Genomic DNA, 26,114 nt, shown 5'->3' on the forward strand with positions numbered 1-26,114 from the left:
AAGAAACCGGGGTGTCTAAACAGCTGACACCCACGTTCACGTTTCCGTTCCGTTACCCTTGCAGCAGGAGCGCCAGAGGCTTTCGGCTTGCCGGCGCGCGACCGCGAAAAAAATGCTGATGCCAGGCGGACCTGGTCGCGACCGGGCACCGAGCTAAAGCCTGAAAAGCACGAACTCAATCGTCTGGCGGTATGGCTCAGTTTTTCTTCTTGATTAATTTGTTCATGTAGTACTTGAGACTGAAACGATCTTTGGGTCTTGGTTTGTAGTGGGTTTTGTTTCTTTGCGCGGGATCGATCGCCAAGGTGCCGGCGGTATAGTAATAAAGCGCAATAGACCGGCGAGTAATGTGCTCTGGGGTCGTCAAAGGCTCCGGGTGCCCATGATTGCTGTCTTTGTCTGTATTGAAAACGACGCAGCGGTTGTAAATGGGCAAGACCTTTTTAAGACAGGTTTTCATGTTGACATCCCAAAGTTCCAGGTTGCCTCCATACTCGTCTTTCCAGTCTTCGTTTAGATAAATAATAATGTTCAGTCTGCGCTCGACGTTAAGCTTTTTGTTGAGCCTGAAGTCCGAGTGCACCCCCAGGAAACCCCCGCTTTTCGTTTCATGCAGGCCGCCACCGGTGAAGTAGGGGTCAGGTATCAAGCCTTCGATGCCGGTCAACTTCTCAAGAAACTGCAACATGGGGGCCGAGTTGAAAGCATTGAAAACAGTCTTTAAAAACGGAGAACATTCGTTTGGACTGATTTGACGTTTGCGTTGCCCTTTGTAGCCGCGCTCGTAGAGCATTTCGTTGTTGGTTGGCTCGACCGGGAAATGCGAGCAAATGCTTGCAATCAGGTCTTCGTGCAGGAAGTTGTCGATGACGATGTGCGGAAATGGCGTAGCCTGCACATATTGGCCAGTCAATGACTCACCAAAGGCGCTGGCGTCGTTCTGGTCGAAATCAAGCTCCGGTGAGAGGGTGATGGGTAGTGCCTGAGTGATGACTGCCATTATTGCTCCGATAACTTGATATAACGACCTGCGGGTGACTGGCTCATGCGTGTCGGCGCAGCTTAGGCCTTCCCGTCACCCTTGTTCAGGCGCTTGAGTATATTATTGTACATTTTGGTTCGTCTATGAGTCTTTCCATAGCCGCCAGTCGCTGCAACAGTCCCCGCCTGGATATGATCAAGGTAGCTGAAAATTTTACGTGGCGATAAAGTTTCAACGACATAACCAAGCTCGGTCATCTGGTCTTGAAGGGTATATCCAGGGACGCGATCATCCATCGAAAAGTGCATGCCGTGCTGTTTGACGAGTTTGCAGTTCCACAATGTAAAGAAGCTCTTCAAATAGACTTCTTTGTAGGGTTTTGGTTCTCTGGAACGTAAACCCATGGAGATTTTAAAGCGTCTGTAGTGGTGTTTGAACAGTCGCGAACTAAAGCGCCAGGCAGTTCTCACGGTGCCACGATTCAATTGCTCTACACACCCGACGGCTACGACTTTTTTATTGTTGATGCACTTGTTCAGTATCATCGGAAAAATATTTTTATCGAAAACAAACGTATCGGTATGCATCAGGAGCAAATAATCGGTTTCAACCCGCTCCAACACCATGTCGAGCGCCTTGCCGTGCGCGATATGGCCTGCTTCCGGTTCGGAAATGGATCGTTCGATTAAATTGATCCAGTCAAGTGTTCGCAAGTATTGAGTACTTTCATCGGCCGAGTAGTTGTCAACCACCCAGATTGGGACGTTCTTGTCGCCCACGTGCTGGTGCAATAACTCCAAGCATATCTTGGTGATTTCCGGTGTTTTGTAATTCACGATGACGATGCTGAAATTATTGGGGAAATCAGTCGGAGGGCTAGTACTGTTCATTGTTCAGGTGCTCAATGATATTATATTTTTATGTGGGGGCGATTGAGTCCGTGTCCGGTTTCGCGTATTTGCCCGCGCAAGGTTTTTCTGCCTAAGAGCTCGATCTTCAGTCGCTTTGTCATGCACTAAATTTACATGGCTTACTCGCGCCTGATGGAGAACAGTGAATGCGGGCCTCATCGTATAAGGATCCTGTCTATAGGTAAATATCCACGAAATAGTTCGTTACATCGGACGGCGGGTCAGATGAGTCCGCCCGGGGTGCTGTGGGGCTGGATTCAATCTCAAGGTAAATCGGAGCCGCGGTCCGGAAAATAAACCGCGGCGACCGATCAATCAGGCGGCAGGGAGCAGGCCTTTCTGTTTGGCGACATGGGTCGCCAGGGCGTCCATCAAGTCCGGGGACAGGCAGTCATAGGGTTCCAGGCCGATCGAGCGCAAGCGCTCGCGGATTGCCTTCATTTGCGCTGGCGGTGTGCCGGTTTCGATGATGGAGGACACGAACGCCGCGAATCCCGGCGCTGCCCATCCGCTCTGTGGCGAAAGCTCGGTGTGGACGAAATCCAGGCCATAAAACGCATGGTCCTTGTTCTCGATGCGCCCGAAGAGGTGGGCGTGACACTGCTTGCAGGCGTGGCGCTGGATGGCGGCGGATTCGTCGACAATCGCCAGTTTTTCGCCGTGGGCAATGACGCTGACCTTATCTCGAGGCACCACGGCGATGACGGCGAATATCGCGTTTTGTGGTTTCCAGCATTTGCTGCAGCCGCACGCGTGGTTATGCAGGGTTTGTGCGTCGATCCTGACCTCGACCTTGTCGGTCGCACACAGGCATTGCAGGGTGCCGCCTGTGAAATTCGCGGCGGCGGGTTGGATACCCTTGTCCAGTGCAGGGTGGAGTTGCAGGGTGCTCATGCTGGCGTCTCCGTTTCAGGGGGCAGGCAAAGGTGCCTGGGGCCGCGCCCCAGACCGTTGGATCAGCGGATTTTGCAAAGGACACAGTGCATAAACGAGAGACCTCCTTCGGTGCGACCGGTGGGTTACCCAGATCAAGAATAGTCTGCGATGACGCCTTGAGCGCGGCCAGGGTTACCTCACCGCAGCCGCAAGGTTTCAAACAGCGCACGATCCTCTTTTTTTGCCGAGCGCGCATGGCGCCGAATCACCTGCAACAGGCATTCGGTGAAGCAGACTGCCGGGTTGCTCAGTGCGCCATTGCGGCGTGTCACGATGCTCAGCTGCCGGGGCTCGAACTGCTCGGTCAGCCCCAGGGATACCACGCGCCCCAGAAATGGCGGGGCGGTGCTCACGATGGAAGGCCCCCAGGTGCACATGTCGGCCCGCTCGACCATCATCTGCAAAATGGCCAGTGAATGAGCACGCAGGATTCGATTCTCGTCAATCTGCGCGCCGTGTTTCCAGAACAGTTCCTGCATCAGCCCATCGTGCCCGTCGGGCGCGTAGTTCAGGGTCCAGTTTTCTTCCAGTAGCTCGTGGATCGATCGCGCATGCTGTCGGGCGTGACCCTCGCGGACCAGCACCGAGGTCTGGTAATCGAGCAAGGTTTCGCTGGCGAATTCCTGGGTCGACTGGGTGGGATGGAGTTGGCCAATCGCGAAGTCCATGCTGCCGTCGCGCAACAGCGGTTGGGCAACGGCCATCAGGCTTTCGTACAGCTCCAGCCTGATTTGTGGCATACGCTCGCGAAATACCGACACGACTTCGGGCAGGAAGGTCAGGGCGATCCATGGGGTGACCCCGACGCAGAGCCGGCCCTGGGCCTTCCCGCGCATGTGATCCAGCTCGGTCTGTGCGTGCTCCAGTTGCTTGATCACCAGCCTGGCGTGAGTCAGCAGCACTTTGCCGTATTCGGTGAAGTTCAGACCGCTGGCGGTTCGGGTAAACAGCGGTAGCTGCTGGCTGGTTTCCAGCTCGCGCAGCGCTTTGGTCACCGCGGCCTGGGAAATCTCCAGCGACCGAGCGGCCGCGCGGATGCTGCCGGTTTCGGCGCTGGCAATCAGCGCCTGTAATTGATGCAGTTTCATCTGCTCACCCTGGTGACAACTCATGGTTGTCATCATAACCAAACTGCGGCTCCCCAGCCCAGCGCCAGTTCCCTAAGATCGAGCCCAACAGCGCTTTTGCTGCCGCACAGCCCCTGTCGAAGGAGAACACTGATGAATGCCGGTTTGGTCCTGCCTGGTATTGCCGCGATGCAAGATGAAATGATCGCGATACGTCACAGCATTCACGCGCACCCTGAGCTGGGTTTTGAAGAATTCGCCACCAGTGAGCGGGTTGCCGCGTGTCTGACTCAGTGGGGCTTTGAGGTCAGCACCGGGGTGGGCAAGACCGGGGTCGTTGCCACCCTGAAAAATGGCGAGGGTCGCTCTATTGGCCTGCGCGCCGACATGGATGCGTTGCCGATCCAGGAAACCTCCGGTGTGCCTTATGCCAGCCGGATAGACGGTGTCATGCATGCCTGCGGTCATGACGGTCATACCGCCATCCTGCTGGCGGCGGGTCAGTATCTGGCCCGGACACGGGCCTTCAACGGCACCGTGCACCTGATTTTCCAACCGGCGGAAGAGGGGCTGGGCGGTGCCAGGAAAATGCTGGAGGACGGACTGCTCGAACGGTTTCCGTGTGATGCGATCTTCGCCATGCATAACGTGCCGGGTTATCCCGTCGGGCATTTGGGTTTTTACAGCGGACCGTTCATGGCGTCTGCCGACACGGTGAACATCAAGATCATCGGCAACGGCGGCCATGGCGCGGTGCCGCACAAAGCCGTCGACCCGGTGGTGGTCGGCGCCTCGATCGTGATGGCCCTGCAAAGCGTCGTCTCGCGCAACGTCAACCCGCAGGAGATGGCGATCATCACCGTGGGCTCCCTGCAGGCCGGGAGCGCCTCGAATGTCATCCCGTCCAGCGCCGACTTGAGCCTGAGCGTACGCGCCCTGACCCCCGAGGTTCGCCGGTTGCTGGAGGTCCGGATCACCGAATTGGTCAAGGGCCAGGCCGAGAGTTTCGGCGCCCGGGTCCACATCGATTACCAGCATTGCCATCCGGTGCTGATCAACGATCCCGAACAGACGGCATTTGCCCATGAAGTCGCCCGCGAGTGGCTGGGAGATGAACACCTGATCGATGACTTGCGGCCATTCACGGCCAGCGAGGACTTTGCCTTTGTCCTGGAAAAGTGCCCCGGCAGCTATCTGGTGATCGGCAACGGCGAGGGCGAAGGCGGGTGCCTGCTGCACAACCCCGGCTATGACTTCAATGACGGCTGCCTGCCGGTAGGCGCGAGCTATTGGGTCAAGTTGGTCGAACGTTTTCTGAGTTGAGACGGCGCATTTTCCCGCGTTGTGCCGGTAAAAAATCTACGGTCTGAGAGGAATAAAAATGAACAAGATGATTGCAGCCGTTTCCCTGGTGTTCCTGACGGCCTCGAGCCTGGCGGGGGCGGCCGACTGGTCCGGCAAAGTGTTGAAGCTGGGAGTGGACCCGACGTATCCACCGCTGGAGTACAAGAACCAGGATGGCACGCTGACGGGCTTCGGGGTCGATATCGCCGAAGCGTTGTGCGCCGAACTGAAAGCCCGCTGCGTCTGGGTGGAAAGCAGTTGGGACGGGATGATCCCGGCACTGCTGGCGCGCAAGTTCGATGCCGTGGCGTCTTCGATGACCATCACACCCAAACGCCTTGAGCAGATTGCGTTTACCGACAAGGTGTCCAATGCACCGGCACGCCTGGTGGCCAAACGTGGATCGGGACTGCAGCCAACCCTCGAATCGCTCAAGGGCAAGCGCATTGGTGTGGAGCAGGGCTCGACCCAGGAGTCCTATGCCAAAGCGGTTTGGGGGGCCAAGGGCGTGGACATTCTGTCCTATCAGAATCAGGACCAAGTGTACGCCGACCTGGTAGTGGGGCGGCTTGATGCCTCGTTGCAGGGGGCCATTCAAGCCAGTTACGGCTTCCTGAAAACAGCGGCGGGTCAGGACTATGAATTTGCCGGCGCCACCCTGGAGGACCCGGGCTTCTTCGGCGTCGGCGATGGCCTTGGTCTGCGCAAGGAAGATGTCGCGTTGCGCGAAGACTTGAACAAAGCCCTGGCAACCATTCTCGCCAACGGTACTTACGCGCGGATCAACGACAAGTACTTCGATTTCGATGTCTACGGCGCCCGGTAACGGCGCCCGGTAACCCGTCGTCGTGACCTTGAGCAGGGCGCTCGCTCGAGCGCTCTATTGCCCCCCTTCACCTCACCCTAACAAGAACAAGGAGAGTGAGATGCTTCTGGAAGGTTTTGGCCCGCAGATTCTGCTGGGCACCCTGGCTACCGTCAAACTGGCGCTTTGTTCATTGCTGATCGCCGTCCTGGCCGGGCTGATCGGCGCCAGTTCCAAGTTATCGTCCAATCGATTGTTGCGAGCACTGGCCGCAGGGTATACGACGGTGATCCGCAGCATGCCGGACCTGGTGATCATGTTGCTGCTGTTCTTCAGCCTGCAGATGTTGCTCAACCGGATGACCGACTGGCTGGGCATCACCCAGATCGACATCGACCCCTTTCTAGCCGGTGTCGTGACGCTGGCGTTCATTTACGGGGCCTACTTTACCGAGACGTTTCGCGGCGCCTTCCAGGCCGTCCCGGCGGGGCAGATCGAAGCGGCGAGGGCTTACGGCATGACCCGTGGGGAAACCTTTCGCAAGGTCCTTTTTCCACAAATGCTGCGCCACGCCTTGCCGGGCATCGGCAACAACTGGCAGGTGCTGATCAAGTCGACGGCCCTGGTGTCGATCATCGGCCTGACCGACGTGGTCAAGGCCACGCAGGATGCGGGCAAGGGCTCGATGCAGTTCTTTTACTTCACCCTGGTCGGCGGTCTGATTTACCTCGCCATTACCACGGTCTCCAATGGCGTGTTGCTGTGGCTTGAGCGCCGCTACTCGGTCGGCGTCAGGAAGGCTGCGCTATGACCGCGATTCTCGAAAACTACTGGCAGGCTTACCTGTGGAGTGACGGGCCGCACTTTTCCGGGCTGGTGGTCACCTTGTGGCTGCTGATTCTGGCGGTGGCGATGGGCTTTTTGCTGGCGGTGCCGTTGTCGATGGCCCGCGTCAGCCGCAACCCGCTGCTGCGCCTGCCGGTCTGGTGCTACACCTACGTGTTTCGTGGCACCCCGTTGTACATCCAGCTGCTGTTCTTCTACACCGGGGTGTACAGCTTGCATGTGGTGCGGTCCCAGGACTTTCTCAACGCGTTTTTCCGTGACGGCTTCAACTGCACGGTGCTCGCGTTCGGGCTCAATACCTGCGCCTACATGACCGAGATTTTTGCCGGCGCCATCAGGGCGACCGCCCACGGTGAAGTCGAGGCCGCCAGTGCCTACGGAATGAGCCGGTTCACGCTTTATCGGCGAATTATCCTGCCGTCGGCGTTGCGCCGCGCGCTGCCGTTTTTCAGCAATGAAGTGATCCTGATGCTGCACTCCACTTCCGTGGCCTTTACCGCCACCGTGCCCGATTTGCTGAAGATCGCCCGGGATGTCAACTCGGCGACCTATGCATCCTTCACTGCCTTTGGCATTGCCGGCGTGTTGTACGCCGCCTGTGCTTTTTTCCTGATCTGGCTGTTTCGACGTGGCGAACTGCATTGGCTGGCCTACCTCAAACCGCGCACGCACTGACCCCTATCGGACTTGCTCGAATGTATAAATTGATCGTTGAAGATATCCATAAAAACTACGGCAACCATGAAGTGTTGAAAGGGGTTTCGCTCAAGGCCAGGGCGGGTGATGTGATCAGCATCATCGGCTCCTCCGGGTCCGGGAAAAGTACCTTCCTGCGTTGTATCAACCACCTCGAACAACCGTCGGCCGGGCGCATTGTCGTCAATGACGAAGAATTGCTCACCCGCAGAAACCCGAGGGGCGAGTTGTGTGTGGTTGACCCCGGGCAGCTGCGGAGCCTGCGCAGCCGGTTGTCGATGGTGTTCCAGCACTTCAATTTGTGGAGCCACATGACCGTGCTGGAAAACATCATCGAGTGCCCGATGAGCGTGCTCGGTATCAGTCGGGCCCAGGCACTGGAGCGGGCGCGTCATTACCTTGCCAAGGTGGGGCTGCCACAAAAGGTCGAGGCCCAGTACCCGGTGCACTTGTCCGGCGGCCAGCAACAACGGGTGGCCATTGCCCGTGCGCTGGCGATGGAACCCGAAGTGATGCTGTTCGACGAACCGACCTCGGCCCTTGACCCTGAACTGGTGGGTGAGGTGCTCAAGGTCATGCAGCAACTGGCCGAAGAGGGCAGGACGATGGTGGTCGTCACCCACGAAATGGCGTTTGCCCGGCAAGTGTCGAACCACGTCATGTTTCTGCATCAGGGGCGAGTGGAGGAGTCGGGAGCGCCAGGCACGCTGCTGGAACAGCCGCAAAGCGAGCGGTTGCAGCAGTTCCTGGCCGGGAGTCTCAAGTAGCTGCCCGTTAATCTGCGAAAGAAAGGCACCGGCGTTCAATGGCGGGTGCCCAGGGGAGACAGACTTCACAAGGGGGATTTCTGACTGAAGTCACTCGGCAATGGATAGCGTTCGGATTAAGTGATAACGCCACGGCTTTAATTGCCTTTTGAAGGTGTTCAGTTTCAGGATCGTGCGTGAAACCCTATGTGGATGAGCGCCATGATTGACCTTCCTTTTGGTGGCTTCTTCTGATGACACCGGCCATGCAAATGCGTGCATTTAAAATGCATGGGCCGGTGCCTGTTGAGAAGTTTCAGGCAGTAGACTTTTTATTCGCCGAAGGCCTCCATGAGTACTTGAACCAACTCGCCTCCTTCTGGTGTGGCCCAACTGCCTGCCAGTTCGGCGATCAGTTGGTTGGTGGTGGTCAGCGTCACACCGGCTTTGTCCATTCGGCGTAAGGCAATGTCATCCGCCATGGCTGTCGGTGATGCGCCGCCATCAGCAACGACCTGCACTTCGAAGCCTTCACGCACCAGCGAGAGTGCTGGATAAACGGTGCACACATCGTTGGTTACGCCAGCAATGATCAGTTTCTTGCGACCGGTTGCCTTCACGGCTGCTGCGAAGTTCTCATCGTCCATTGCGTTGACGATGCCCATGCGCTTGATACGACCAGCAAATTCGGTTGGAAGAATCTGTTCCAGTTCGCTCAGCAGCGGGCCTTGGGCATATTCTTCCATACTGGACGTCAGTACTACGGGAAGCTTGAGGATGCGAGCGGCTTTGGCCAGCATCAGGGCGTTGCGCTTCAATTCTTCAAAAGGCATGGATTTAGCCCAGCCCATGGTCCCGACCTGATGGTCGATCAGCAGCAAGGCGGCATTATCAGCATTGAAGTTTTCGAATGACATGGGGATTCTCCTGGCGACTGCGATGGGGGCTTTCCCCCTGTTTCTGGATTAAAGAGTTGGCAGTGTTCCGAACTCACCGCGCCGGTAGCCATCGACTGCTGCGGCCAGCGCGTCCATCGAAGCGAGGGCAATTGGCCCTTGCCAAAACACGGGTTGATTCAACGGAGTGCCGGAAAACAAGACTGCCTTGGCATTTCCGTTCTTTGCTTGCAGGGTGACAACCCGATTCGCGCGCTGAGGAAGATTGACCGGCGCCCTGGGATCATTCAGGTCGAAAGGCTGACCATCCACATACACCTCACCGTCGATTGGCATCACGAACGCCACGTGTCCTTCTGGAACTGGGATCTTCACTTCGCTTGAGGCTTCAAGAGTGATGTCCAGAAGCCTTACGTCCGTAGGCAGTAGTAGCGGAGAAGCCAGCCCTTCGAAGTTGCCCAATGGGACTCTGATTTTAGCTCCAGCCCGATAAATCGTAGGGACGTCCTGAGCTTCCACACTGAAGACAAAGGGTGCATCTGCCTGTTTGTCCTGTGGCAGGTTGATGAAGATTTGCAACATGTGAACGGTCTTGCCCGGCTGGGCTGGGACCTCTTCATGAACAATGCCTTCACCCGCCGCCGTCCAGTGCAAACCACCCGGTTGGATCAGGTTGCGGTTGCCTAGCGAGTCCCGGTTATCGATGCCTGTTTCCGAATCCAGAAACAGGTAGGAGACCGCAGAAAAGCCCGCATGCGGATGCGCTGGAAAGGTTGGTCCGCTAATCCACGCATGGTCTACGCCCAAGAACGGATCGATAGGTTTCGCGTACTGATCACCCCGCAGGGTGAACGCCCGGAACTGGCTGCCTTGGTTCATGCGCTGTAAACGTGCGATGGGTAGCATGGTTGCGGTCCTCAGGCCTCTTGAGACAGGGTTGGATAATCGATGTAGCCTTCTGCGCCTGGGGCGTAAAAAGTGTCCTTGTCTGGCGCATTTAATTCAGCGCCTACCCGGAACCGTTCAGGCAGATCGGGGTTGGCCAGGAAGGTGCTGCCGAATACCGCGGCGTCTGCTTTACCCTCATAGATCAGCGACTCGGCGCTTTCTTTGGTCTGGCCGCCGCCGATCAGATAGCTGCCGTCGAACAGCGGGCGCAGCGCCTCGTGGTAGTCGAACTTGGCCCCGAACAGCGCTACATGCAGATAAGCAAGCTTCAGGTCACGAAGCTGGTTGACCAGATAGGTGTAGGTTTCCTGCGGATTGGCATCGACAATGTCGTTGAAGTTCATCTCTGGAGAAATCTTGATGCCGACACGGTCGCTGCCCACTTCACTCACCATGGCGGTGAGCACTTCCAGTACGAAGCGAATGCGGTTTTCAACCGAACCCCCGTACTGGTCGTCGCGTTGGTTGCTGCCGGTGGAGAGAAACTGCTCAGGCAGGTAACCCGAGGCTGCGTGCAATTCAACGCCGTCGAAACCCGCTTCAATCGCCCGGCGTGCTGACTGGCGGTAGCCTTCAACAACCTCGGCAATTTCAGCGATGGTCAAGGCGTGGGGTATTACGAAATCCTGCAATCCTGTAGCGGTGTAGGTCTGACCAGCCGCTTTGATCGCCGAGGGCGCCTGAGGTCGTGCGCCCTCAGGCAGCAACGATGGATGAGACACACGTCCGCAATGCATCAGTTGCATGAAGATGCGACCACCGCGAGCGTGAACAGCGTCGGTGACTTTTTTCCACGCCGCGACCTGCTGGGTGGTTTCGATACCTGGTGTGCGGACATAGCCTTTGCCTGGCGCATTCGGGAATACGCCTTCGCTGATGATCAACCCCGCAGAGGCGCGTTGTGCGTAGTAGCTTGCAACCAGTTCGCTGGGCACACCTGCATCATCTGAGCGCGAGCGGGTCATTGGTGCCATGACCATACGGTTGGACAGTGTGTAGCGGCCTACCTGGACTTCGGAAAAAAGAGATTTCATTTTGGTGCCCCTTTGAGTGATGGGCCTATGATTGATCAATCCTTATTCGGGATAAATGCCGTAAAATCGAAATAACTAATCCATAGGTGGGATAATTATTTGGACTTCCTTAACGACATGGCGTTGTTTGTCGAAGTGGTGAAGGCGCGCAGTTTCACGCGTGCGGCAGAAACGTTGGGGATACCGAACTCGACCTTGTCACGGCGTATCAGTGAGCTAGAGAAAGGAATTGGCTTGCGGTTGTTGCACCGAACGACGCGCAAGATCGAGCCGACCGAAGCGGGCCAGCTGTATTTTGAACGCTGTAAGCGGATCGTCGATGAAGCTCGTCTGGCGCACGAGCAGCTAGGCGAAATCTTGGCCCGTCCCAGCGGACTACTGCGTGCCTCTTTGCCCGTAGACTTCGCCACCGTCTACCTGGCCCCGTTGATTGCGGAGTTTTCGCAGATCTATCCCGGTATCAATTTCGAATTCGATCTGAGCCCACGCCAGGTCGATCTGATCACTGATCCTGTGGACGTTGTGATTCGGATGGGGGAGCCTGCAAACTCAAATCTGATTGCTCGCAAACTCGCGAGTTTGGGGCGCGGGCTGTATGCCTCTCCGCGATATCTGGAGATATCCGGTGAACCTGGACATCCATCGGAACTGGTTAATCATGAGTGCCTGCGCTTGCGTGGCCAGGGTGCTGGTCATTGGACACTGTCTTGCGCTTCTGAAAGGGTGGATGTCGATGTCGGAGGGCGATTCGAACTTAACAGCGTAGGCATGCTGAGGCGTCTGGCATCTTTGGATCTTGGCGTGGCGTTATTGCCTGAGGGGATCGCAGCGCAGGACGTTTCGGATGGGAAACTTCGCAAAGTACTACCGCAATGGCAAGCATTGCCAGTGTCGGTTTACGCGCTGACTGAAACCCGCTTGCTTCCAGCGAAAACGCAAAGGTTTATTGAGTTTCTGCGGGATAAGCTTGAGTGCGCATAGTGTCCAAAGCGCATGACTGCTTTTGGCCGAGTACGGCCCTTCGTGAGAGGCTGTTTTCGACCCTAACCGATCGAATGTAGACATGGGTACGCCAGTACAATCCTTCCACCATTGACCGTTCAGGTCACTGCGAGATGCACACCACCTTTCGCGCAGTCAGGTGGTGTTTTGCCGTTAACGAAGTTGCTCGGTGTGTCGCCGGAGGTGCTGGATCAGATTTTCTTGTCGGCCCCTGGCCAGCCGGCCTGGCGCAAGGCGTAGAGAAGCGTCTCGGCGTCCAGTCCCGGCACCGCATGGCCATTGCCTTCGGCGGTGTCGGAGGCCAGCAAGGCATTGATGATGGCTTCCTCCACGGCTTCGGTGGCGGCCAGGAACAGCTCGCTGATGTGGTCGTTGTTGACCATGCTCAGGTTGTTTGTGGTCGGCGCTTTCTTGCTCTCGTAGGCCGCCGGTGGCACGTGATCGTTACCGGTGGCGAAAGCGATGAAGATGTCGCCGCTGTGGTCTTCATTGCCGCCGCCGGTGCGGGCCAGGCCGAGGCTGGCCCGTTGGGCCAGGCGCGTGCACTGGTGCGGCAGCAACGGCGCATCGGTGGCCAGGCAGACCACGATCGAACCCATGCCCGGATGGGGCAGCGAGGCCTTGAGGAACGGCGAATCGACCTGTTCCATGTAGCGCCCGACCGGATACCCGTCGACGCGCAGTTCGTTGCGGATGCCATGGTTGGCCTGGACAATCGCCCCCACTGTCCAGCCGCCCTGGGCGCTGTTCAAGCGTCGCGACGCGGTACCGATGCCGCCCTTGAATTCATGGCAGATCATGCCGCTGCCGCCGCCGACATTGCCTTCGGCCACCGGGCCACCCGCCGCCGAGCGCACGGCTTGGGCTACGTGTTCAGGCTTCACGTGAAAGCCGTTGATGTCGTTGAGCAAGCCGTCGAAGGTTTCCAGCACCACCGGCATGTTCCAGTAGAGGCGTCCATCATCGGCTTGCTGCTCGCGGTCGACCACGATCAGCGCATCGCGCACCACGCCCAGGCTGTGGGTGTTGGTGAAGGCGATCGGACTGGTCAACAGGCCGGCTTCGCGGATCCACTCGAGGCCGGTCGCGTCACCGTTGCCATTGAGTACATGCACGCCTGCGAAACACGGGTGCTGACTGGTGGACCCGGCGCGGGGTTCGATCACGGTGACGCCGGTCAGGATGTCGCGACCATTGGCGGTGCGGCCTCGCACATTGCTGTGGCCGACGCGGACGCCGGGGACATCAGTGATGGCGTTGAGGGGGCCGGGTTGGAGTTGGCCGAACTGAATGTCCAGGTCGCGGGCACGTGGTTTCATACTCAAGCTCTCAGGCGAGTTAGACAGCAAAGGCGCACATCGATCAGGACATACGCAGCGAAGGAAGTCGGCTCAATTGCCGTTCTTGATGTTGCTCCAGGATCGTGTGCGTATACGCTCGATCGAATGGGGCTGCGGTTGCAGGGTGAACAGCGTGGCTATTACTGCCGCTGTGGGGTAGATGTTTGGGTTATCTTGCACCTCAGTTGAGACCAGCGCCTTGGCGTCTATGTTGGCGTTGGCGGTGAGCGCCAGATTGGTAGCCTGCGCAATTGCGTCTGGACGCAGCATATAGTTGATGAAAGTCAGCCCCTGCTCGGGGTGGCTGCCGTCTTTCACCAGCACCAGGTTGTCGGACCATAGCGGTGCACCTTCGACGGGGATGCTGTATTCGATTTTCACGCCTTTTCCGGCTTCGGTGGCGGCTTGTTTCGCACCGAATACCGCGCCGGACCAGGTCAGGGCCACGCAGATATCGCCGTTGGCCAGGTCGCTGCCAATCTTCGAGGAATTGAAATAGGTGATGTACGGGCGCAGCTTCAGCATGAGCGCTTCGGCTTTTTTGTAGTCATCGGGGTTGCTGCTGTTGGGGGGCAGGCCAAGGTAATGCAGGGCGATCGGCATGATTTCTGCGGGTGCATCCAGTATCCCCACCCCACATTGACTGAGTTTGGCCAGGTTCTCCTCTTTGAACAGCAGGTCCCAGGAGTTCACTGGTGCCTGATCACCGAGGGCTGCACGGACCTTTTCAACGTTGTAGCCAATTCCATCGGTGCCCCATAGATAAGGTATGGCGTACTGGTTTTCAGGATCGTTTCCGCGAAGTTTCTCCAAAATAACCGGGTCGATGTGTTTCAGATTGGGCAGTTGGCTGCGATCCAGCTTCTGCAAGGCTCCGGCCTTGATCAGGGCGGGCAAAATGAAGTTACTGGCCACCACCACGTCATAACCGCTATGGCCGGTCATCAGCTTGGCTTCTAGAACTTCGCCGCTGTCGAAGGTGTCGTATACGGGCTCAATACCCGTATCACGCTTGAAATCCTGAAGAGTGGTCGGACCTATGTAATCGTACCAGTTGTACACGTGCACGGTGGGCGCATCAGCTGCTGCGGCCGTTATCCAGGCCGACAGACAGGTGCTGATTCCGAGCTTCAGAGACGAGCGGTAACGACTCACAATGGGGCACTCCTGGCCTGCTTCAGGACCATGGTATTCGGGAAGCGACAGGTTAGTGACGCCGTCCGAAGGTGCCTATTACCATCACGGGTTACACGAAAGAGGTAGTGAATTTTAAGTCTCGTCGCCAAGCCCTGCGGCAAGCGTTACAACGCGTTGGTGCTCGAGTCGCTACGGGAGACTTTCTACCCGTCATGACTGACTCTTCTGGCCGTTTTCTGCCCGTCGCAAGAGGCAGAAAACGACTGGGGGATTCAACCCATGGCTGTCAGTGACGGTACGGGTCTGCAAGGCAAATCCACAACGCAATCACTTCTTCGCAGGTTTACCGCTGGCTGGAATGTGCAGGTACGACATCACGCTTTCAGTCAGTTCGGTGGCCAGTTTGACCGCTTCCTTATTGCGCGCCATCACGCCGGCGACCAGGCCTTCGATCAGGGCCAGCACGGCGATGTTGGAGCTGGTCAGCACCGGGTGGTCGCAAGGGGCAAACAGCGTGTGCTCGGCAATGCCGGTGAGCGGCGAGGCCGGTGAGTCGGTGATTGCCAGCACGGAGGCGCCGCGTTCATTGGCGAAACGTGCCAGTTGCAGGGTGTCGAGGGAGTAGCGTGGCAGGGAGATCGCCAGCAACACGTCCTGATCGGTAATCGCGGCCAGGCGGTACGCGGCGTTTTCGTTGCCTCCCTCCATGCTGATGGCCGTGGCGTCGGCACAGAAGGGCATCAGGGTCGACGCGGCGAGGCCGGCGAAGTAGACACTGTTGCCGAACCCCAGGATGTAGATTTTGCGTGCCTTGGTCAGGCGAGTGACGAAGGCTTCAAAGGTGTCGGCGTGGTTGTTGGTCACCGCCGTGGCCAGGTTGCTGCTGGCGCTCTGCAGTTGTTCATGCAGGCCAAAGGCGCCGCCCGGGCGATGGGCCAGTTCGTTGCGCAGTTTGTCCACCGGCGACACCATCTGCTGCAAGGTTGCGACCAGCTCGGCCTTCATGCCGCTGTAGCCACCGAGGTCCAGCGCTTTGGCCAGGCGGTTGACGGCGGCGGGTGAGGTCAATGTTTCGTGAGCCATCTCCTCGATGGTCAGCGTCGCGGCCTTGAGCGGGTGACGCAGGATGAAGTCCGCTACCTTGCGCAGTGACGGTGGCAGTTCGGAAACGATTTCCGTCAGTTTGCGCATGACCGGCGCGGCATAGACGGTGGTGTCTTTCGATGGGGTTGGCATATCCGGCTCAACGTTTCCTGAAGGTGAGAGAAGGGCTGTGCCTGATGCCCTGACAGTTTGGCCGGAGTGTATCCCAAGCCTGCCATGTCAGGGCAGCGCCGAGCAGTGGGCCGGTGGCGGTCTTACTTCAGGCTCCCGGCCAGAAACTGCCGCAGGCGTTCGGACTGCGGGTTGACCAGCACCTCACGCGGGTCGCCGCGCTCTTCGACAACGCCCTTGTGCAGGAACACCAGTTGGTTGGAAACCTCGCGGGCAAAGCCCATTTCGTGGGTCACCACCACCATGGTGCGGCCTTCCTGTGCCAGGTCCTGCATGACTTTGAGCACTTCGCCGACCAGTTCGGGGTCGAGGGCCGATGTCGGTTCATCGAACAGCATCACCTGCGGTTCCATCGCCAGTGCACGGGCAATCGCCACGCGCTGCTGCTCGCCACCGGACATGTGCGCCGGCCAGGCGTGCATGCGGTGCGCCACACCGACTTTGTCCAGGTAGTGCTCGGCCTTTTCCCGTGCCTCTTTCTTGCCTTGGCCCAGCACATGCACCGGGGCTTCCATGACGTTTTCCAGAGCGCTCATGTGCGACCAGAGGTTGAAATGTTGAAACACCATCGACAGCTGCGAACGCATGCGCTGCAACTGCCTGGGTTCGGCCGCTTTCAGCCCGCCAAGTTTGTTGGTCACCAGCTTGAGCAGTTCGCCATTGAGCACGATATCGCCCGCATTGGGTTGCTCCAGCAGGTTGATGCAGCGCAGGAAGGTACTTTTGCCGGAGCCGCTGGAGCCGATGATGCTGATCACGTCGCCGGCCTGCGCTTGCAGGGACACGCCCTTGAGCACCTGGTGGGCGCCGTAGCTTTTGTGCAGGTCCTGAACTTCAAGTTTGTACATGGTTTGAACTCTCTGGAATCAGTCGCTGAGCAAGCGACCCTGGCGAATGGGGGTGATGCCTGCCACTTTGGCCAGCCACAGTCCAGGCTGGGCAAAACGCAGGCGTTCGCGGGCATAGAGAATGCCGTCGGTGCTGGCGCTCACCACGCTATGGCGGTCGGTCAGCGGGTCAATGACCTCGAACAGCGGATCGCCGACCTTGACCTGCGCGCCCAGCGGTTGCAGAAAGCTCACCACACCGGGATGGGGTGCACAGGCGTACTGGGCGCCGGCGAATGGCATGGCCTGGCAACGGCTCGGCGGTGCCGCTGGCCAGTCACCGCTGATCAGGCCCTGTTCGGCGAGATAGCCGAGAATGGCCTGGGCGCTGTCGACGCATTGCTCGCGCCCGGTGTCGGCCATGCCGCGCAGTTCGATGGTGGTGGCCGCGCATGCCAGGGGAATATTGGCTTCGGGAAACCGCTCGGCCAGGCGCAGCCAGGCAATGGCGCAGGCTTCGTCGAAGGCGCTGCCGCCGGCATCTTCGGCCAGCAACGTGACCTCCGCACCGAGGCGTGCGGCCAGGGACTGCAAGCGTGGCCAGTGTTGCGGCATCGCATACAGCAACATGATCGATTCGAAGTCACAGTGCAGGTCCAGCACCACATCGGCGTCACAGGCATGCTGCAGCAACAGGCGGCGCAGGCCGTCGAGTTCCGAGGCCGCTGCCGGCAGGGCTGCGAGGACATCGCCCATGGCGCGGCGGATCAGGGCGATGTTGGCGTCGGCATCGTCTGCCAATTTGCCTTCCAGCAGCGGTGCAACGGCATCGACCAACTCCGGGAAGTCGCGATTGAAGTTCTTGCCGCTGGAGAACTCGAAGCGCCCCTGATGGGTGGCCTGGAACATCTGGGCGATACCGATCGGGTTGGCCATGGGCACCAACTCGATCACACCGGTCAGGCGGCCTTGAGATTCCAGTTCCAGCAGACGGCGCTTGAGTTCAACGGCGACGCGCATCCCCGGCAATTCGTCGGCATGCAATGACGCCTGGATGTAGGCTTTGCGTGCTCCACTGCCAAAGCGGAACAGCGACAGCGTGCGTTCGGTGCCCGAGGCACTCCACGGCAACAGGTATTGAATGTGCTCCATGTCAGCTCCTTAGTGCTTGCGCGGTGCCTGGTACGCCAGCCAGCGGCGCTCGGCCAGCTTGAACAGACGCACCAGAATGAAGGTCAGGGCGAGGTAGATGAGGCCGGCGGTGATAAACGCCTCGAACGGCAGGTAGTACCGTGAACTGACAGTCCGCGCGGCCCCGGTGATGTCGACGAGGGTGACGATGGAGGCCAGGCTGGTGGTTTGCAGCATCATCAGCACTTCGTTGCTGTACTGCGGCAATGCCCGGCGCAAGGCCGACGGCATGAGAATGCGCCGGTACAGGGTCAGGCGGGACATGCCCATGGCCCTGGCGGCTTCGATCTCGCCATGGTGGGTGGATTTCAGGCTGCCGGCCAGCAGCTCTGCGCTGTAGGCGCTGGTGTTGATCGCGAAGGCCAGGCAGGCGCAAAAGGTGGCGCTGGAGAGGTAGGGCCAGAGCACGCTTTGGCGCACCGCTTCGAACTGCGCCAGGCCGTAATAGATCAGGAACAACTGCACCAGCATCGGCGTGCCGCGAATCACGTAGGTATAGAGCCAGGCCGGGAAGTTGATCAGCGGCGATCGCGAGACCCGCATCAGCGCCAGCGGAATCGCCAACACCAGACCCAGGGCCAGGGAAATCAGCAGGACTTTGAGGGTCAACAAGGCGCCGTTGAAGTACAGCGGCAGGTTTTCCCAGATCAGGTTGTAGTCGAGAATCATGGGTGGCTCCCCTCACAATTCGGCGGCTTTGATGCCGACCGAATAGTGTTTTTCCAGATAGCGCAGCACCAGCAAGGACAGGCTGGTGAGCATCAGGTACAGCGCCGCCACCGCGAGGAAAAACGTGAAGGGCTCGTGTGTGGCATCTGCGGCGTTCTTGGCTTTGAACATCATGTCCTGCAAGCCGATCACCGAGATCAGCGCGGTGGATTTGGTCAGTACCAACCAGTTGTTGGTGAACCCGGGAATGGCGAAACGAATCATCTGCGGTACCAGGATTCGCCAGAACACCTGCGCACCGCCCATGCCATAGGCCACGCCGGCCTCGGCCTGGCCTTTGGGGATCGCCATGAAGGCGCCGCGAAAGGTTTCCGAGAGGTAGGCGCCAAAAATGAAGCCCATGGTGCAGACGCCGGCGATGTAGGGGTTGATGTCGATATAGCGGGTGTAACCGAGCGCCAGGGCGAGGCGGTTCACCAGGTCCTGGCCGCCGTAGAAGATCAGCAGGATCAGCACCAGGTCTGGAATGCCGCGAATCAGGGTGGTGTAGCTTTCCCCGAGCAGGGCCAGCCACTTGAGCGGCGACAGGCGAAAGGCTGCACCGATCAGGCCCAGGGCAATCGCCAGGGACATGGAGGTCAAGGCCAGGTTGATGGTCAGCCAGGCGCCATCGAGAATGCTCGATCCGTAGCCGTGGAGCATGATGAAGTTCCTCAAGCGAGCGCCGCGAGGCGCGCAGGGCAAGCCCCGGCAGACGCCTGCAGGGGCCGGCGCCGGGGTCAGGTTTCAGGTTTCAGGGGCTGGCTTACTCGCCGTAGATATCGAACGCGAAGTACCTGGCCATCACTTGCTGGTACTTGCCATTGGCGCGAATGGCGTCGATCGCGGCACTCAGGCGCGCAACGTTGGCACTGTCGCCTTTGCGCACGGCGATCCCGGCGCCCCGGCCAAAATACTTCGGGTCGTTGATATCGGGCCCGGTCAATGCGAAACCCTGGCCCGCCGGTGTCTTGATGAAGCTCTCATCGGTGTTGACGATGTCGGCGAGGGTGGCGTCCAGACGACCCGAGGCGAGGTCGAGGAAGGCTTCATTCTGCGAGGAGTAGCGCACCACGACGACGCCGGCTTTTTCCAGTTGCTCGGTGGCAAAGCGATCGTAGGTCGAGGAGCGTTGCACGCCGAGTTTCTTGCCCTTGAGGTCGACCAGAGGATCGTTGATCACGTTGCCGGCCTTCATCGCGAACTTGCCCGGCGTGTGGTAGTACTTTTTGCTGAAGTCCACGGATTTCATCCGGTCTTCGGTGATGGACATCGACGACAGCACGGCATCGATCTTGCGCACTTTGAGCGACGGGATCATGCCGTCGAACTCCTGAATGACCCACTCGCACTTGACCTTCATTTCTTCGCACAAGGCGTTGCCGATGTCGTAGTCGAACCCGCTGACGTTGCCCTCCGGTGTCTTGAAGGAGAAGGGCGGGTAGGCGGCTTCGATACCGATACGCAGGCTGTCTTCGTCGGCATGTGCCAGAAAGCTGAAAGCGCATAGCGCCAGAGCACCTAGAAGTTCTGTCTTGTTCATATTGTTGACTCCCTGGAGGGCATTGGGGGAACGGGTGCCCGCCATCCGGGTTGGCGCGGTGGATCAGTCCTGTGATCGGCGAGGCTATAAATGACACAATAAAAATCCATATGCAAGATAACTGAAAAAAAACATATCAGCCCCGGACGTGACAACGTGCACCAGTGGCCGGTCGGTCCGGGCACGGGTGAGCGTTTCTGCGGGTTATCACAACGAATTTGCCGGGGTGGCGAAAGAGCCTGATGGCCAAGGCTTCGCTTGGCCACTGCATGCTTCATAAGCGTTGGAGCGGTGGTTTTTCCTGGCGTGTAAGGTCTGCGACCTGAGTTGCGCGCAATGCACCCTGCAGCGTACTCATTACCATCTCATGCAGCAGCTTGCGGCGTGCGCCAATGCCGGCCTGGGGCTTCCCGACCCAGGCCGGCAGTTGATTGAGCAGGGAAACGATGCCGTTCATGGTCGCGCGCAGGGTGGCGCCAGCCGGTTTACCGGTGAGTTGCTCTATGGCCTCCACCAGGTGCTCCTCGTAGCGTCCGCGCAGGGTCAGGATCGAGGCCTGCTGTTCGCAGCTCAAACAATGGAGGTCGTACTCAGCCAGGCGGAAATGCGCGGCCATGCGCTCGTGGAGCCGCAGGTGTGCCTCGAGCAGGCCGTGCAGTCGTGCAGTGGGGGCGGATTTGCGCCGGGTCACCAGGCTGGCGCCATCCAGCAACGCTTCGTAGAGCTCCTCGATCAGTTCAAACAGCAGTGCCTCTTTGCTATCGATGTGGTTGTAGAGGGAGCCGGCCGTGATCCCCAGGCAAGTGGCCAGGTCGCGCATGCTGACCCGGCTGAAACCATGCCTGGCGAACAGCTCGACCGCCTTGTGCCGCGTTTCCAGGTAGCGCGTGTTGCGCTCTTCGTCGACAGGCATGGCAAAAAGGGATCTGGAAGTCTGCATGTTGCTCATCCACCTCATACGCGAAACTGCCCCAACAGCCGATTGAGCTGACCCGCCAGTTGGCCCAGTTCCTGGCTCGCCGCGTTGGAACGGTCTGCTGCCTGGGCATTTTCGTGGGCCAGAGAGGCTGCTCGGGTCACATTCTGGTTGATGTCTTCGACCACGTGTGACTGCTCCAGGGTGGCGCTGGCGATCGAGGCGTTCAGTTCAGTGACATTGCGCAGCGCGCCGAGTACCTGGTGCAGGCTTTCAGCCGTTTGGTGGGCCTGTTCCACGGTTTGTCGAGCGGCCTGGCTGCTGGCATTGATGACATTCACCGCGGCTTCCGAGTTGCCGTGCAGGCGCTCGATCATGTCCTGGATTTGCGCGGTGGACTGCTGGGTGCGCTGTGCCAGCAGGCGCACTTCGTCGGCCACCACAGCGAAGCCGCGACCCTGTTCGCCAGCGCGCGCCGCCTCGATGGCAGCGTTCAGGGCGAGCAGGTTGGTCTGCTCGGCGATGGCGCGGATCACTTCCAGCACGCTGCCGATCTGGGTGCTTTCCCGGGCCAGGCTCTGGATCACCTCGACGGCCTGGCCGATGGTATCGGACAACTGGTCGATCTGGAGCAGGCTGCTGTCGATGTTGTGTTGGCCCCGCCGTGCCTGCTCTTCGGCCTGGCGAACTTCGTTGGCAGCGTGCTCGGCGTTCCTGGCCACTTCCTGCACGGCGTAGGAGACCTCATGGATGGCGGCGGCGACCAGCTCCATCTGCTGCGATTGCTGCTGGCTGTGGTTCTGGCTATCGGCGGCGATTTCACCGAGTGACTTCGAAGCCTGGTCCAGGCTGTCGGCGGACTGGATGGACTGGCCGATCACGCCACGGAGCTTGTTGGTGAATACGTTGAAATGGCGGCTCAAGTCTGTCAGTTCATCACGCCAGCGGTTATCCAGATGGCGGGTCAAATCGGCTTCGCCGCTGGCGATGTTCTCCATGGCATCGACCACCCGCGCCAGTGGCGAGGCGATGCTGCGGGCAATCAGCAGGATCAGCGTACTGAGCAGCAGGGTGATCGTCAGCAATATGACGAAAGCCTGGAGCAGCTGGCGGCGGAATTCGACCTGCACGTCGTCGATGTAGATGCCCGAGCCGACAATCCAGCCCCAGGGCTTGAACAGTTCGACGTAGGAAACCTTCTCCACCGGCGCGTCGGAACCCGGCTTGGGCCAGCGGTAGTGCACCAGGCCGGCACCATCGCGTTTGGCCGTGGCGACCATTTCGTCGAACAGCGCCTTGCCGTCCGGATCGAGCGTGCCGGCCATGCGCTTGCCCTCGAGCTTGGCATTGGGGTGCATGACCATGCGCGTGTCGAGGTCTTCGAGCCAGAAGTAGTCCTGGCGGTCGTAGCGCAAGTCGCGCATGACCGCGATGGCCTGCTGCTGCGCTTGCTCACGACTGAGGCCCTGGGCTTCCAGGCTCTGGAAGTGGCGCAGGATGCCGCTGGCAGTCTCGACCACGTGGCGGGTTTTCAGCGCCTTGGCCGCATACAGGTCGTCATGGCTCTGCTTGAGCATCAGGCCGGCGAGAATCAGCAGCATCAGGATGGATGTCAGCAAAATCAGCCACAGACGACGGCTAATGGAAATATTGCGCAAGCCGGGCATGGGCAACTCCGCGAGAGGGAAGGCAGGTGAAAGCCGGAGGCGGCAGTCGCGTCCGGCTCGAGGGGGTCAGAGTGCGTAGTGGTTCAGTTCGCGGGCGATCAGCAGGCGCTGGACTTCGCTGGAGCCTTCGTAGATCTGGGTGATGCGCGCGTCTCGGTAGTAGCGCTCCACCGGGTAGTCTTCCAGGTATCCGTAGCCGCCATGGATCTGCATGGCGCTGGAACACACACGCTCGGCCATTTCCGAGGCGAACAGCTTGGCCTGGGAGGCTTCGGACAGGCACGGTTTCCCGGCGCTTTTCAGGCGCGCGGCATGCAGGACCATCAGGCGGCTGGCGTTGAGCCGGGTGTGCATGTCGGCGAGCAGGTTGGACACGCTTTGGTGTTCGATGATCGGCTTGCCGAACTGGACGCGTTCGCGGGCATAGCCCAGGGCGGCTTCGAAGGCGGCGCGGGCGATTCCCAGGGCCTGGGCGGCGATGCCGATGCGGCCGCCTTCCAGGTTCGACAGGGCAATGGCCAGGCCCTTGCCGCGTTCACCCAGCAGGTTGGCTTCGGGAATGGTGCAGTTGTTCAAGGTCACGGCGCAGGTATCGGAGGCCTTGATGCCCATCTTGTGTTCGCGTCGGTCGACCACGAATCCGGAGTTGTCAGTGGGGACCAGGAAGGCCGACAGCCCTTTCTTACCCAGTTGCGCATCTGTGACGGCGAAGACAATGGCCAGCTTGGCCCGCTCCCCGTTGCTGACGAACTGCTTGGCACCGTTGAGAATCCACTGACCGTCGCGCAGTTCGGCACGGGTACGCAGGTTGTGCGCTTCGGAGCCGGCCTGTGGCTCGGTCAGGCAGAAGCAGCCGATCGCTTGACCACTGACCAGCTGCGGCAGCCAGCTGTCCTGTTGCGCGGGGGTGCCGTATTTCAGCAGGGGGCCGCAGCCCACCGAATTGTGGATGCTCATCAGCGCGCCGAGGGCTCCGTCACCGGCCGAGATTTCTTCAACGGCCAGGGCGTAGGCCACATAGTCGGTATAGCTGCCGCCCCAGGTGTCCGGTACGACCATGCCCAGCAGGCCCAGCTCGCCCATCTGCGCCACCACGGCGTCATCGATCCAGCCGGCCTTCTCCCAGGCCTGGGCATGCGGCGGGACTTCGCTGCGGGCGAAGTCGCGCGCCATGTCGCGGATCATGCGTTGTTCTTCGGTCAATTCGATATCGTGCATTGCAAAGTCTCCTGCCGATCAGGCGGTGCGTACGGGCTTGCCGGAGGCGCGTTCAAAGTCGTTGAAGAAGGCTTGCACCCGGGCAGGTACCAGTTCTGCCAGGGTTGGCGGGTTCCAGCGTGGGCACTTGTCCTTGTCGATGATCAGGGCGCGCACACCCTCCATCAGGTCGCCCTTGTCGAACCACTGGTAGTCCAGGTGCAACTCGAGGGCGAAGCACTCGGCCAGGCTCAGGTCACGACCACGGCGCAACAACTCGAGCGTCGTGGCCATCGCCAATGGCGAGCGGCTGTCGAGCAGCTTCACCGTCTGCTCGGCCCAGTCTTGCAGCTCGGGGCGTTGTTCGCGCTGCAGCGCGGCGTGAATGGCCGGGACATCGGGCAGGGCGAAATACGCGTCGATCGCCTGGCGACAGGCCTTGAGCTCGGAACCGGCAAGTCGCTCGGTGGCCATGTCGGCGAGCAGGTCCTGCAAGTCTTCGACGGGCGCAGCGGTCCAGTTCAGGTGGTCGAGGCAGGCATCCAGCTCGGCCAGCCGTTCGCTGGGCAGGTAGTAGTCGGCAAGGTTCGCATAGAGGGCATCGGCGGCACGCACCTGGCAGCCGGTGATGCCCAGGTAGGTTCCCAGTTCACCTGGCAGGCGCGGCAGGAAATAGCTGCCACCGACATCGGGGAAAAAGCCGATGCCGACTTCCGGCATGCCCATCCGCGTGCGTTCGGTGATCACCCGCAACGAGGCGGCCTGGGCCAGCCCCATGCCGCCACCGAGGACAAAACCATCCAGCAGTGCCAGCACTGGCTTGGTGTAGCCATGCAGGTACTCGTCCAGGGCGTACTCCTCCTCGAGGAACAGCTCATGCAGGTTGTCGCCGGCCTTGTAGCTGTCGTACAGCATGCGAATGTCGCCACCGGCGCAGAAGGCCTTTTCACCGGCGCCGCGAAGGGTCACGGCGACGATCTCCGGGTCCTGCTCCCACGCCCACAGGTGCCGGCAGAGCAGACGCACCATGGGCAGGTCCAGGGTGTTCAACGCGCTTGGCCGATTCAGTGTCAGGTGGCCGACACGGTTGCGTACGCTGGCCAGCACCGGGGCTTGCTGCTCGCTCATGTTCAGGCTTCTCCGCGGAACAGGTTGATGATGGCGGAGAAGTCCAGGCCGCCGTTACCTTGCAGGCTGAAGGTCTGATACAGCTGCTGGGCTACGGCACCGAGCGCGACCGGTTGGCGCGCGTGCCGGGCCGCTTCAGTGGCCAGGCCCAGGTCCTTGAGCATCAGGTCGCTGCCAAAGCCGCCGCTGTAGCCCCGCGAGGCCGGCGCGTTTTCCAGTACGCCCGGGAACGGATTGTTGACCTCCGAGCTCCAGCAGCGACCGGTGGAGGTATTGATGATCCCGGCCAGCACCTTGGCGTCGATCCCGAGGGCTACACCCAGGGCCATGGCTTCGGCGACGCCGACCATGGAGATGCCGAGCAGCATGTTGTTGGCGATCTTGGCCACTTGGCCGTTGCCTGCTGCGCCGCAGTGCACGATGTTCTTGCCCATCGCCGAGAGGATCGGAAGGGCCTGGTCGAACACGCTGTCCGGGCCACCGACCATAAAGGTCAGGGTGCCTGCCGCCGCACCGCCGGTACCGCCGGATACCGGCGCGTCGAGCATCGGGTTGCCTTGGGCAAGGGCGTATTTGGCCACCTCGCGGGTGCTCAGCGGGTCGATGGTCGAACTGTCGATCAACAGCACGCCCGGGCCGATATTGGCCAGCAGGCCATCCTTGCCGCGATAGACCTGCTTCACGTGCTCGGCGGTCGGCAGCATGGTGATGATCACCTCAACCCTGGCCTTGGCCACGGCTGCGGGTGAGTCGGCGGCGCTGGCGCCGGCCTCCACCAGGGCGGCGACCGCCTGGGGGAAGGGATCGAAGACGGTCAGGCTGTGGCCGGCCTTGAGCAGGTTGCGGGCCATTGGGCCGCCCATGTTGCCGAGGCCGAGAAATCCGATATGCATGTTGGCTACCTTTTACGAGTGGGGGCAGTGGCGCAGGAAACCCTGCGCGCGCTTGTCGTCGGCCGACGCAAGGCGCCGG

Annotated in this window: 26 protein-coding genes; 6 read left to right on the top strand and 20 right to left on the bottom strand. The window is 59.8% G+C overall.

Translation table 11 applies throughout. From position 1 onward, the window contains the following. Positions 1 to 196 precede the first annotated feature (196 nt). The 4 genes from AC07YV_RS13310 to AC07YV_RS13325 form a co-directional block, all read right to left on the bottom strand. Complete coding sequence (locus tag AC07YV_RS13310; RefSeq protein WP_102701116.1) at positions 197 to 1,000, bottom strand: 2OG-Fe(II) oxygenase; 804 nt, start codon at positions 998 to 1,000, stop codon at positions 197 to 199. Between the two features lie 62 nt (positions 1,001 to 1,062). Next, the gene (locus tag AC07YV_RS13315; RefSeq protein ID WP_102701115.1) at positions 1,063 to 1,872 is read right to left on the bottom strand and encodes a glycosyltransferase family 2 protein; all 810 of its coding nucleotides are present in this window, start codon (positions 1,870 to 1,872) and stop codon (positions 1,063 to 1,065) included. Between the two features lie 336 nt (positions 1,873 to 2,208). Then, entirely contained in the window at positions 2,209 to 2,787 is a 579-nt protein-coding gene (gene gfa, locus AC07YV_RS13320; RefSeq protein ID WP_102701114.1) for an S-(hydroxymethyl)glutathione synthase, read from the bottom strand. 179 nt (positions 2,788 to 2,966) lie between these two features. Then, positions 2,967 to 3,917, bottom strand: coding sequence for a LysR substrate-binding domain-containing protein (locus AC07YV_RS13325; RefSeq protein ID WP_102701113.1), 951 nt, complete (start codon positions 3,915 to 3,917; stop codon positions 2,967 to 2,969). A 132-nt stretch (positions 3,918 to 4,049) separates the two neighbouring features. Here AC07YV_RS13325 and AC07YV_RS13330 point away from each other — a divergent pair, with 132 nt between their 5' ends. The 5 genes from AC07YV_RS13330 (at position 4,050) to AC07YV_RS13350 (ending at position 8,354) form a co-directional block, all read left to right on the top strand. Beyond that, the gene (locus tag AC07YV_RS13330) at positions 4,050 to 5,219 is read left to right on the top strand and encodes a M20 aminoacylase family protein (RefSeq protein ID WP_102701112.1); all 1,170 of its coding nucleotides are present in this window, start codon (positions 4,050 to 4,052) and stop codon (positions 5,217 to 5,219) included. Positions 5,220 to 5,277: 58 nt separating this feature from the next. Next, on the top strand, positions 5,278 to 6,066 hold the full coding sequence (locus AC07YV_RS13335; protein ID WP_102701111.1) for an ABC transporter substrate-binding protein: 789 nt from the start codon (positions 5,278 to 5,280) through the stop codon (positions 6,064 to 6,066). Between the two features lie 100 nt (positions 6,067 to 6,166). Beyond that, the gene (locus AC07YV_RS13340) at positions 6,167 to 6,856 is read left to right on the top strand and encodes an ABC transporter permease (RefSeq protein ID WP_102701110.1); all 690 of its coding nucleotides are present in this window, start codon (positions 6,167 to 6,169) and stop codon (positions 6,854 to 6,856) included. Beyond that, positions 6,853 to 7,566 (top strand): ABC transporter permease, encoded by a 714-nt coding sequence (locus AC07YV_RS13345; protein ID WP_007978207.1) that lies wholly within the window; start codon positions 6,853 to 6,855, stop codon positions 7,564 to 7,566. The genes AC07YV_RS13340 and AC07YV_RS13345 overlap by 4 nt, the downstream gene beginning before the upstream one ends. Before the next feature lie 20 nt (positions 7,567 to 7,586). Beyond that, positions 7,587 to 8,354 (top strand): ABC transporter ATP-binding protein, encoded by a 768-nt coding sequence (locus tag AC07YV_RS13350; RefSeq protein ID WP_102701109.1) that lies wholly within the window; start codon positions 7,587 to 7,589, stop codon positions 8,352 to 8,354. A 311-nt stretch (positions 8,355 to 8,665) separates the two neighbouring features. Here the strand turns inward: AC07YV_RS13350 and AC07YV_RS13355 are convergent, their stop codons facing one another. The 3 genes from AC07YV_RS13355 to AC07YV_RS13365 are packed head-to-tail and all read right to left on the bottom strand — an operon-like array spanning position 8,666 to position 11,211. After that, complete coding sequence (locus AC07YV_RS13355) at positions 8,666 to 9,250, bottom strand: isochorismatase family protein (RefSeq protein ID WP_102701108.1); 585 nt, start codon at positions 9,248 to 9,250, stop codon at positions 8,666 to 8,668. 48 nt (positions 9,251 to 9,298) lie between these two features. Next, positions 9,299 to 10,135, bottom strand: a complete 837-nt coding sequence (locus tag AC07YV_RS13360) for a pirin family protein (protein ID WP_102701107.1) — start codon at positions 10,133 to 10,135, stop codon at positions 9,299 to 9,301. An 11-nt stretch (positions 10,136 to 10,146) separates the two neighbouring features. After that, positions 10,147 to 11,211, bottom strand: coding sequence for an alkene reductase (locus AC07YV_RS13365; RefSeq protein ID WP_102701106.1), 1,065 nt, complete (start codon positions 11,209 to 11,211; stop codon positions 10,147 to 10,149). 99 nt (positions 11,212 to 11,310) lie between these two features. Here AC07YV_RS13365 and AC07YV_RS13370 point away from each other — a divergent pair, with 99 nt between their 5' ends. Continuing rightward, positions 11,311 to 12,192, top strand: a complete 882-nt coding sequence (locus AC07YV_RS13370) for a LysR family transcriptional regulator (RefSeq protein ID WP_095966929.1) — start codon at positions 11,311 to 11,313, stop codon at positions 12,190 to 12,192. 212 nt (positions 12,193 to 12,404) lie between these two features. Here the strand turns inward: AC07YV_RS13370 and AC07YV_RS13375 are convergent, their stop codons facing one another. The 13 genes from AC07YV_RS13375 to mmsB all read right to left on the bottom strand — a co-directional run bounded on the left by AC07YV_RS13375 (position 12,405) and on the right by mmsB (position 26,035). After that, positions 12,405 to 13,532 (bottom strand): DmpA family aminopeptidase, encoded by a 1,128-nt coding sequence (locus AC07YV_RS13375; RefSeq protein ID WP_494990307.1) that lies wholly within the window; start codon positions 13,530 to 13,532, stop codon positions 12,405 to 12,407. 72 nt (positions 13,533 to 13,604) lie between these two features. Continuing rightward, the gene (locus AC07YV_RS13380) at positions 13,605 to 14,708 is read right to left on the bottom strand and encodes a polyamine ABC transporter substrate-binding protein (RefSeq protein WP_102702532.1); all 1,104 of its coding nucleotides are present in this window, start codon (positions 14,706 to 14,708) and stop codon (positions 13,605 to 13,607) included. A 309-nt stretch (positions 14,709 to 15,017) separates the two neighbouring features. After that, entirely contained in the window at positions 15,018 to 15,926 is a 909-nt protein-coding gene (locus AC07YV_RS13385) for a MurR/RpiR family transcriptional regulator (protein ID WP_102702531.1), read from the bottom strand. Positions 15,927 to 16,048: 122 nt separating this feature from the next. Beyond that, on the bottom strand, positions 16,049 to 16,813 hold the full coding sequence (locus AC07YV_RS13390) for an ABC transporter ATP-binding protein (protein WP_102702530.1): 765 nt from the start codon (positions 16,811 to 16,813) through the stop codon (positions 16,049 to 16,051). Positions 16,814 to 16,831: 18 nt separating this feature from the next. After that, entirely contained in the window at positions 16,832 to 17,944 is a 1,113-nt protein-coding gene (locus AC07YV_RS13395; protein WP_102702529.1) for a succinylglutamate desuccinylase/aspartoacylase family protein, read from the bottom strand. 9 nt (positions 17,945 to 17,953) lie between these two features. Next, positions 17,954 to 18,652, bottom strand: coding sequence for an ABC transporter permease (locus tag AC07YV_RS13400; protein ID WP_102702528.1), 699 nt, complete (start codon positions 18,650 to 18,652; stop codon positions 17,954 to 17,956). A gap of 12 nt (positions 18,653 to 18,664) precedes the next feature. Continuing rightward, a complete protein-coding gene (locus AC07YV_RS13405; protein WP_007978261.1) occupies positions 18,665 to 19,354 on the bottom strand; it encodes an ABC transporter permease in 690 nt (229 codons plus the stop codon). A gap of 103 nt (positions 19,355 to 19,457) precedes the next feature. Then, positions 19,458 to 20,234 (bottom strand): ABC transporter substrate-binding protein, encoded by a 777-nt coding sequence (locus tag AC07YV_RS13410; RefSeq protein WP_095966922.1) that lies wholly within the window; start codon positions 20,232 to 20,234, stop codon positions 19,458 to 19,460. Positions 20,235 to 20,508: 274 nt separating this feature from the next. Further along, positions 20,509 to 21,192: a TetR/AcrR family transcriptional regulator gene (locus AC07YV_RS13415; protein WP_102702527.1), complete on the bottom strand. Its 684-nt coding sequence runs from the start codon at positions 21,190 to 21,192 to the stop codon at positions 20,509 to 20,511. Beyond that, the gene (locus AC07YV_RS13420) at positions 21,189 to 22,817 is read right to left on the bottom strand and encodes a methyl-accepting chemotaxis protein (RefSeq protein WP_102702526.1); all 1,629 of its coding nucleotides are present in this window, start codon (positions 22,815 to 22,817) and stop codon (positions 21,189 to 21,191) included. Before AC07YV_RS13420 ends, AC07YV_RS13415 begins: the two co-directional genes overlap by 4 nt. A gap of 66 nt (positions 22,818 to 22,883) precedes the next feature. Beyond that, a complete protein-coding gene (locus AC07YV_RS13425; protein ID WP_102702525.1) occupies positions 22,884 to 24,035 on the bottom strand; it encodes an acyl-CoA dehydrogenase family protein in 1,152 nt (383 codons plus the stop codon). A gap of 18 nt (positions 24,036 to 24,053) precedes the next feature. Continuing rightward, complete coding sequence (locus tag AC07YV_RS13430) at positions 24,054 to 25,142, bottom strand: enoyl-CoA hydratase/isomerase family protein (RefSeq protein ID WP_102702524.1); 1,089 nt, start codon at positions 25,140 to 25,142, stop codon at positions 24,054 to 24,056. Positions 25,143 to 25,144: 2 nt separating this feature from the next. Beyond that, the gene (gene mmsB, locus AC07YV_RS13435; RefSeq protein ID WP_007978273.1) at positions 25,145 to 26,035 is read right to left on the bottom strand and encodes a 3-hydroxyisobutyrate dehydrogenase; all 891 of its coding nucleotides are present in this window, start codon (positions 26,033 to 26,035) and stop codon (positions 25,145 to 25,147) included. Between the last annotated feature and the right edge of the window lie 79 nt (positions 26,036 to 26,114).

The organism is Pseudomonas sp. GW456-E7, from assembly GCF_059424105.1.

Coding starts and splice junctions, on each gene's coding strand:
- AC07YV_RS13310 (WP_102701116.1), bottom strand. CDS start 1,000: ATGGCAGTCATCACTCAGGCACTACCCATCACCCTCTCACCGGAGCTT.
- AC07YV_RS13315 (WP_102701115.1), bottom strand. CDS start 1,872: ATGAACAGTACTAGCCCTCCGACTGATTTCCCCAATAATTTCAGCATC.
- gfa (WP_102701114.1), bottom strand. CDS start 2,787: ATGAGCACCCTGCAACTCCACCCTGCACTGGACAAGGGTATCCAACCC.
- AC07YV_RS13325 (WP_102701113.1), bottom strand. CDS start 3,917: ATGAAACTGCATCAATTACAGGCGCTGATTGCCAGCGCCGAAACCGGC.
- AC07YV_RS13330 (WP_102701112.1), top strand. CDS start 4,050: ATGAATGCCGGTTTGGTCCTGCCTGGTATTGCCGCGATGCAAGATGAA.
- AC07YV_RS13335 (WP_102701111.1), top strand. CDS start 5,278: ATGAACAAGATGATTGCAGCCGTTTCCCTGGTGTTCCTGACGGCCTCG.
- AC07YV_RS13340 (WP_102701110.1), top strand. CDS start 6,167: ATGCTTCTGGAAGGTTTTGGCCCGCAGATTCTGCTGGGCACCCTGGCT.
- AC07YV_RS13345 (WP_007978207.1), top strand. CDS start 6,853: ATGACCGCGATTCTCGAAAACTACTGGCAGGCTTACCTGTGGAGTGAC.
- AC07YV_RS13350 (WP_102701109.1), top strand. CDS start 7,587: ATGTATAAATTGATCGTTGAAGATATCCATAAAAACTACGGCAACCAT.
- AC07YV_RS13355 (WP_102701108.1), bottom strand. CDS start 9,250: ATGTCATTCGAAAACTTCAATGCTGATAATGCCGCCTTGCTGCTGATC.
- AC07YV_RS13360 (WP_102701107.1), bottom strand. CDS start 10,135: ATGCTACCCATCGCACGTTTACAGCGCATGAACCAAGGCAGCCAGTTC.
- AC07YV_RS13365 (WP_102701106.1), bottom strand. CDS start 11,211: ATGAAATCTCTTTTTTCCGAAGTCCAGGTAGGCCGCTACACACTGTCC.
- AC07YV_RS13375 (WP_494990307.1), bottom strand. CDS start 13,532: ATGAAACCACGTGCCCGCGACCTGGACATTCAGTTCGGCCAACTCCAA.
- AC07YV_RS13385 (WP_102702531.1), bottom strand. CDS start 15,926: ATGCCAACCCCATCGAAAGACACCACCGTCTATGCCGCGCCGGTCATG.
- AC07YV_RS13390 (WP_102702530.1), bottom strand. CDS start 16,813: ATGTACAAACTTGAAGTTCAGGACCTGCACAAAAGCTACGGCGCCCAC.
- AC07YV_RS13395 (WP_102702529.1), bottom strand. CDS start 17,944: ATGGAGCACATTCAATACCTGTTGCCGTGGAGTGCCTCGGGCACCGAA.
- AC07YV_RS13400 (WP_102702528.1), bottom strand. CDS start 18,652: ATGATTCTCGACTACAACCTGATCTGGGAAAACCTGCCGCTGTACTTC.
- AC07YV_RS13405 (WP_007978261.1), bottom strand. CDS start 19,354: ATGCTCCACGGCTACGGATCGAGCATTCTCGATGGCGCCTGGCTGACC.
- AC07YV_RS13410 (WP_095966922.1), bottom strand. CDS start 20,234: ATGAACAAGACAGAACTTCTAGGTGCTCTGGCGCTATGCGCTTTCAGC.
- AC07YV_RS13415 (WP_102702527.1), bottom strand. CDS start 21,192: ATGAGGTGGATGAGCAACATGCAGACTTCCAGATCCCTTTTTGCCATG.
- AC07YV_RS13420 (WP_102702526.1), bottom strand. CDS start 22,817: ATGCCCGGCTTGCGCAATATTTCCATTAGCCGTCGTCTGTGGCTGATT.
- AC07YV_RS13425 (WP_102702525.1), bottom strand. CDS start 24,035: ATGCACGATATCGAATTGACCGAAGAACAACGCATGATCCGCGACATG.
- AC07YV_RS13430 (WP_102702524.1), bottom strand. CDS start 25,142: ATGAGCGAGCAGCAAGCCCCGGTGCTGGCCAGCGTACGCAACCGTGTC.
- mmsB (WP_007978273.1), bottom strand. CDS start 26,035: ATGCATATCGGATTTCTCGGCCTCGGCAACATGGGCGGCCCAATGGCC.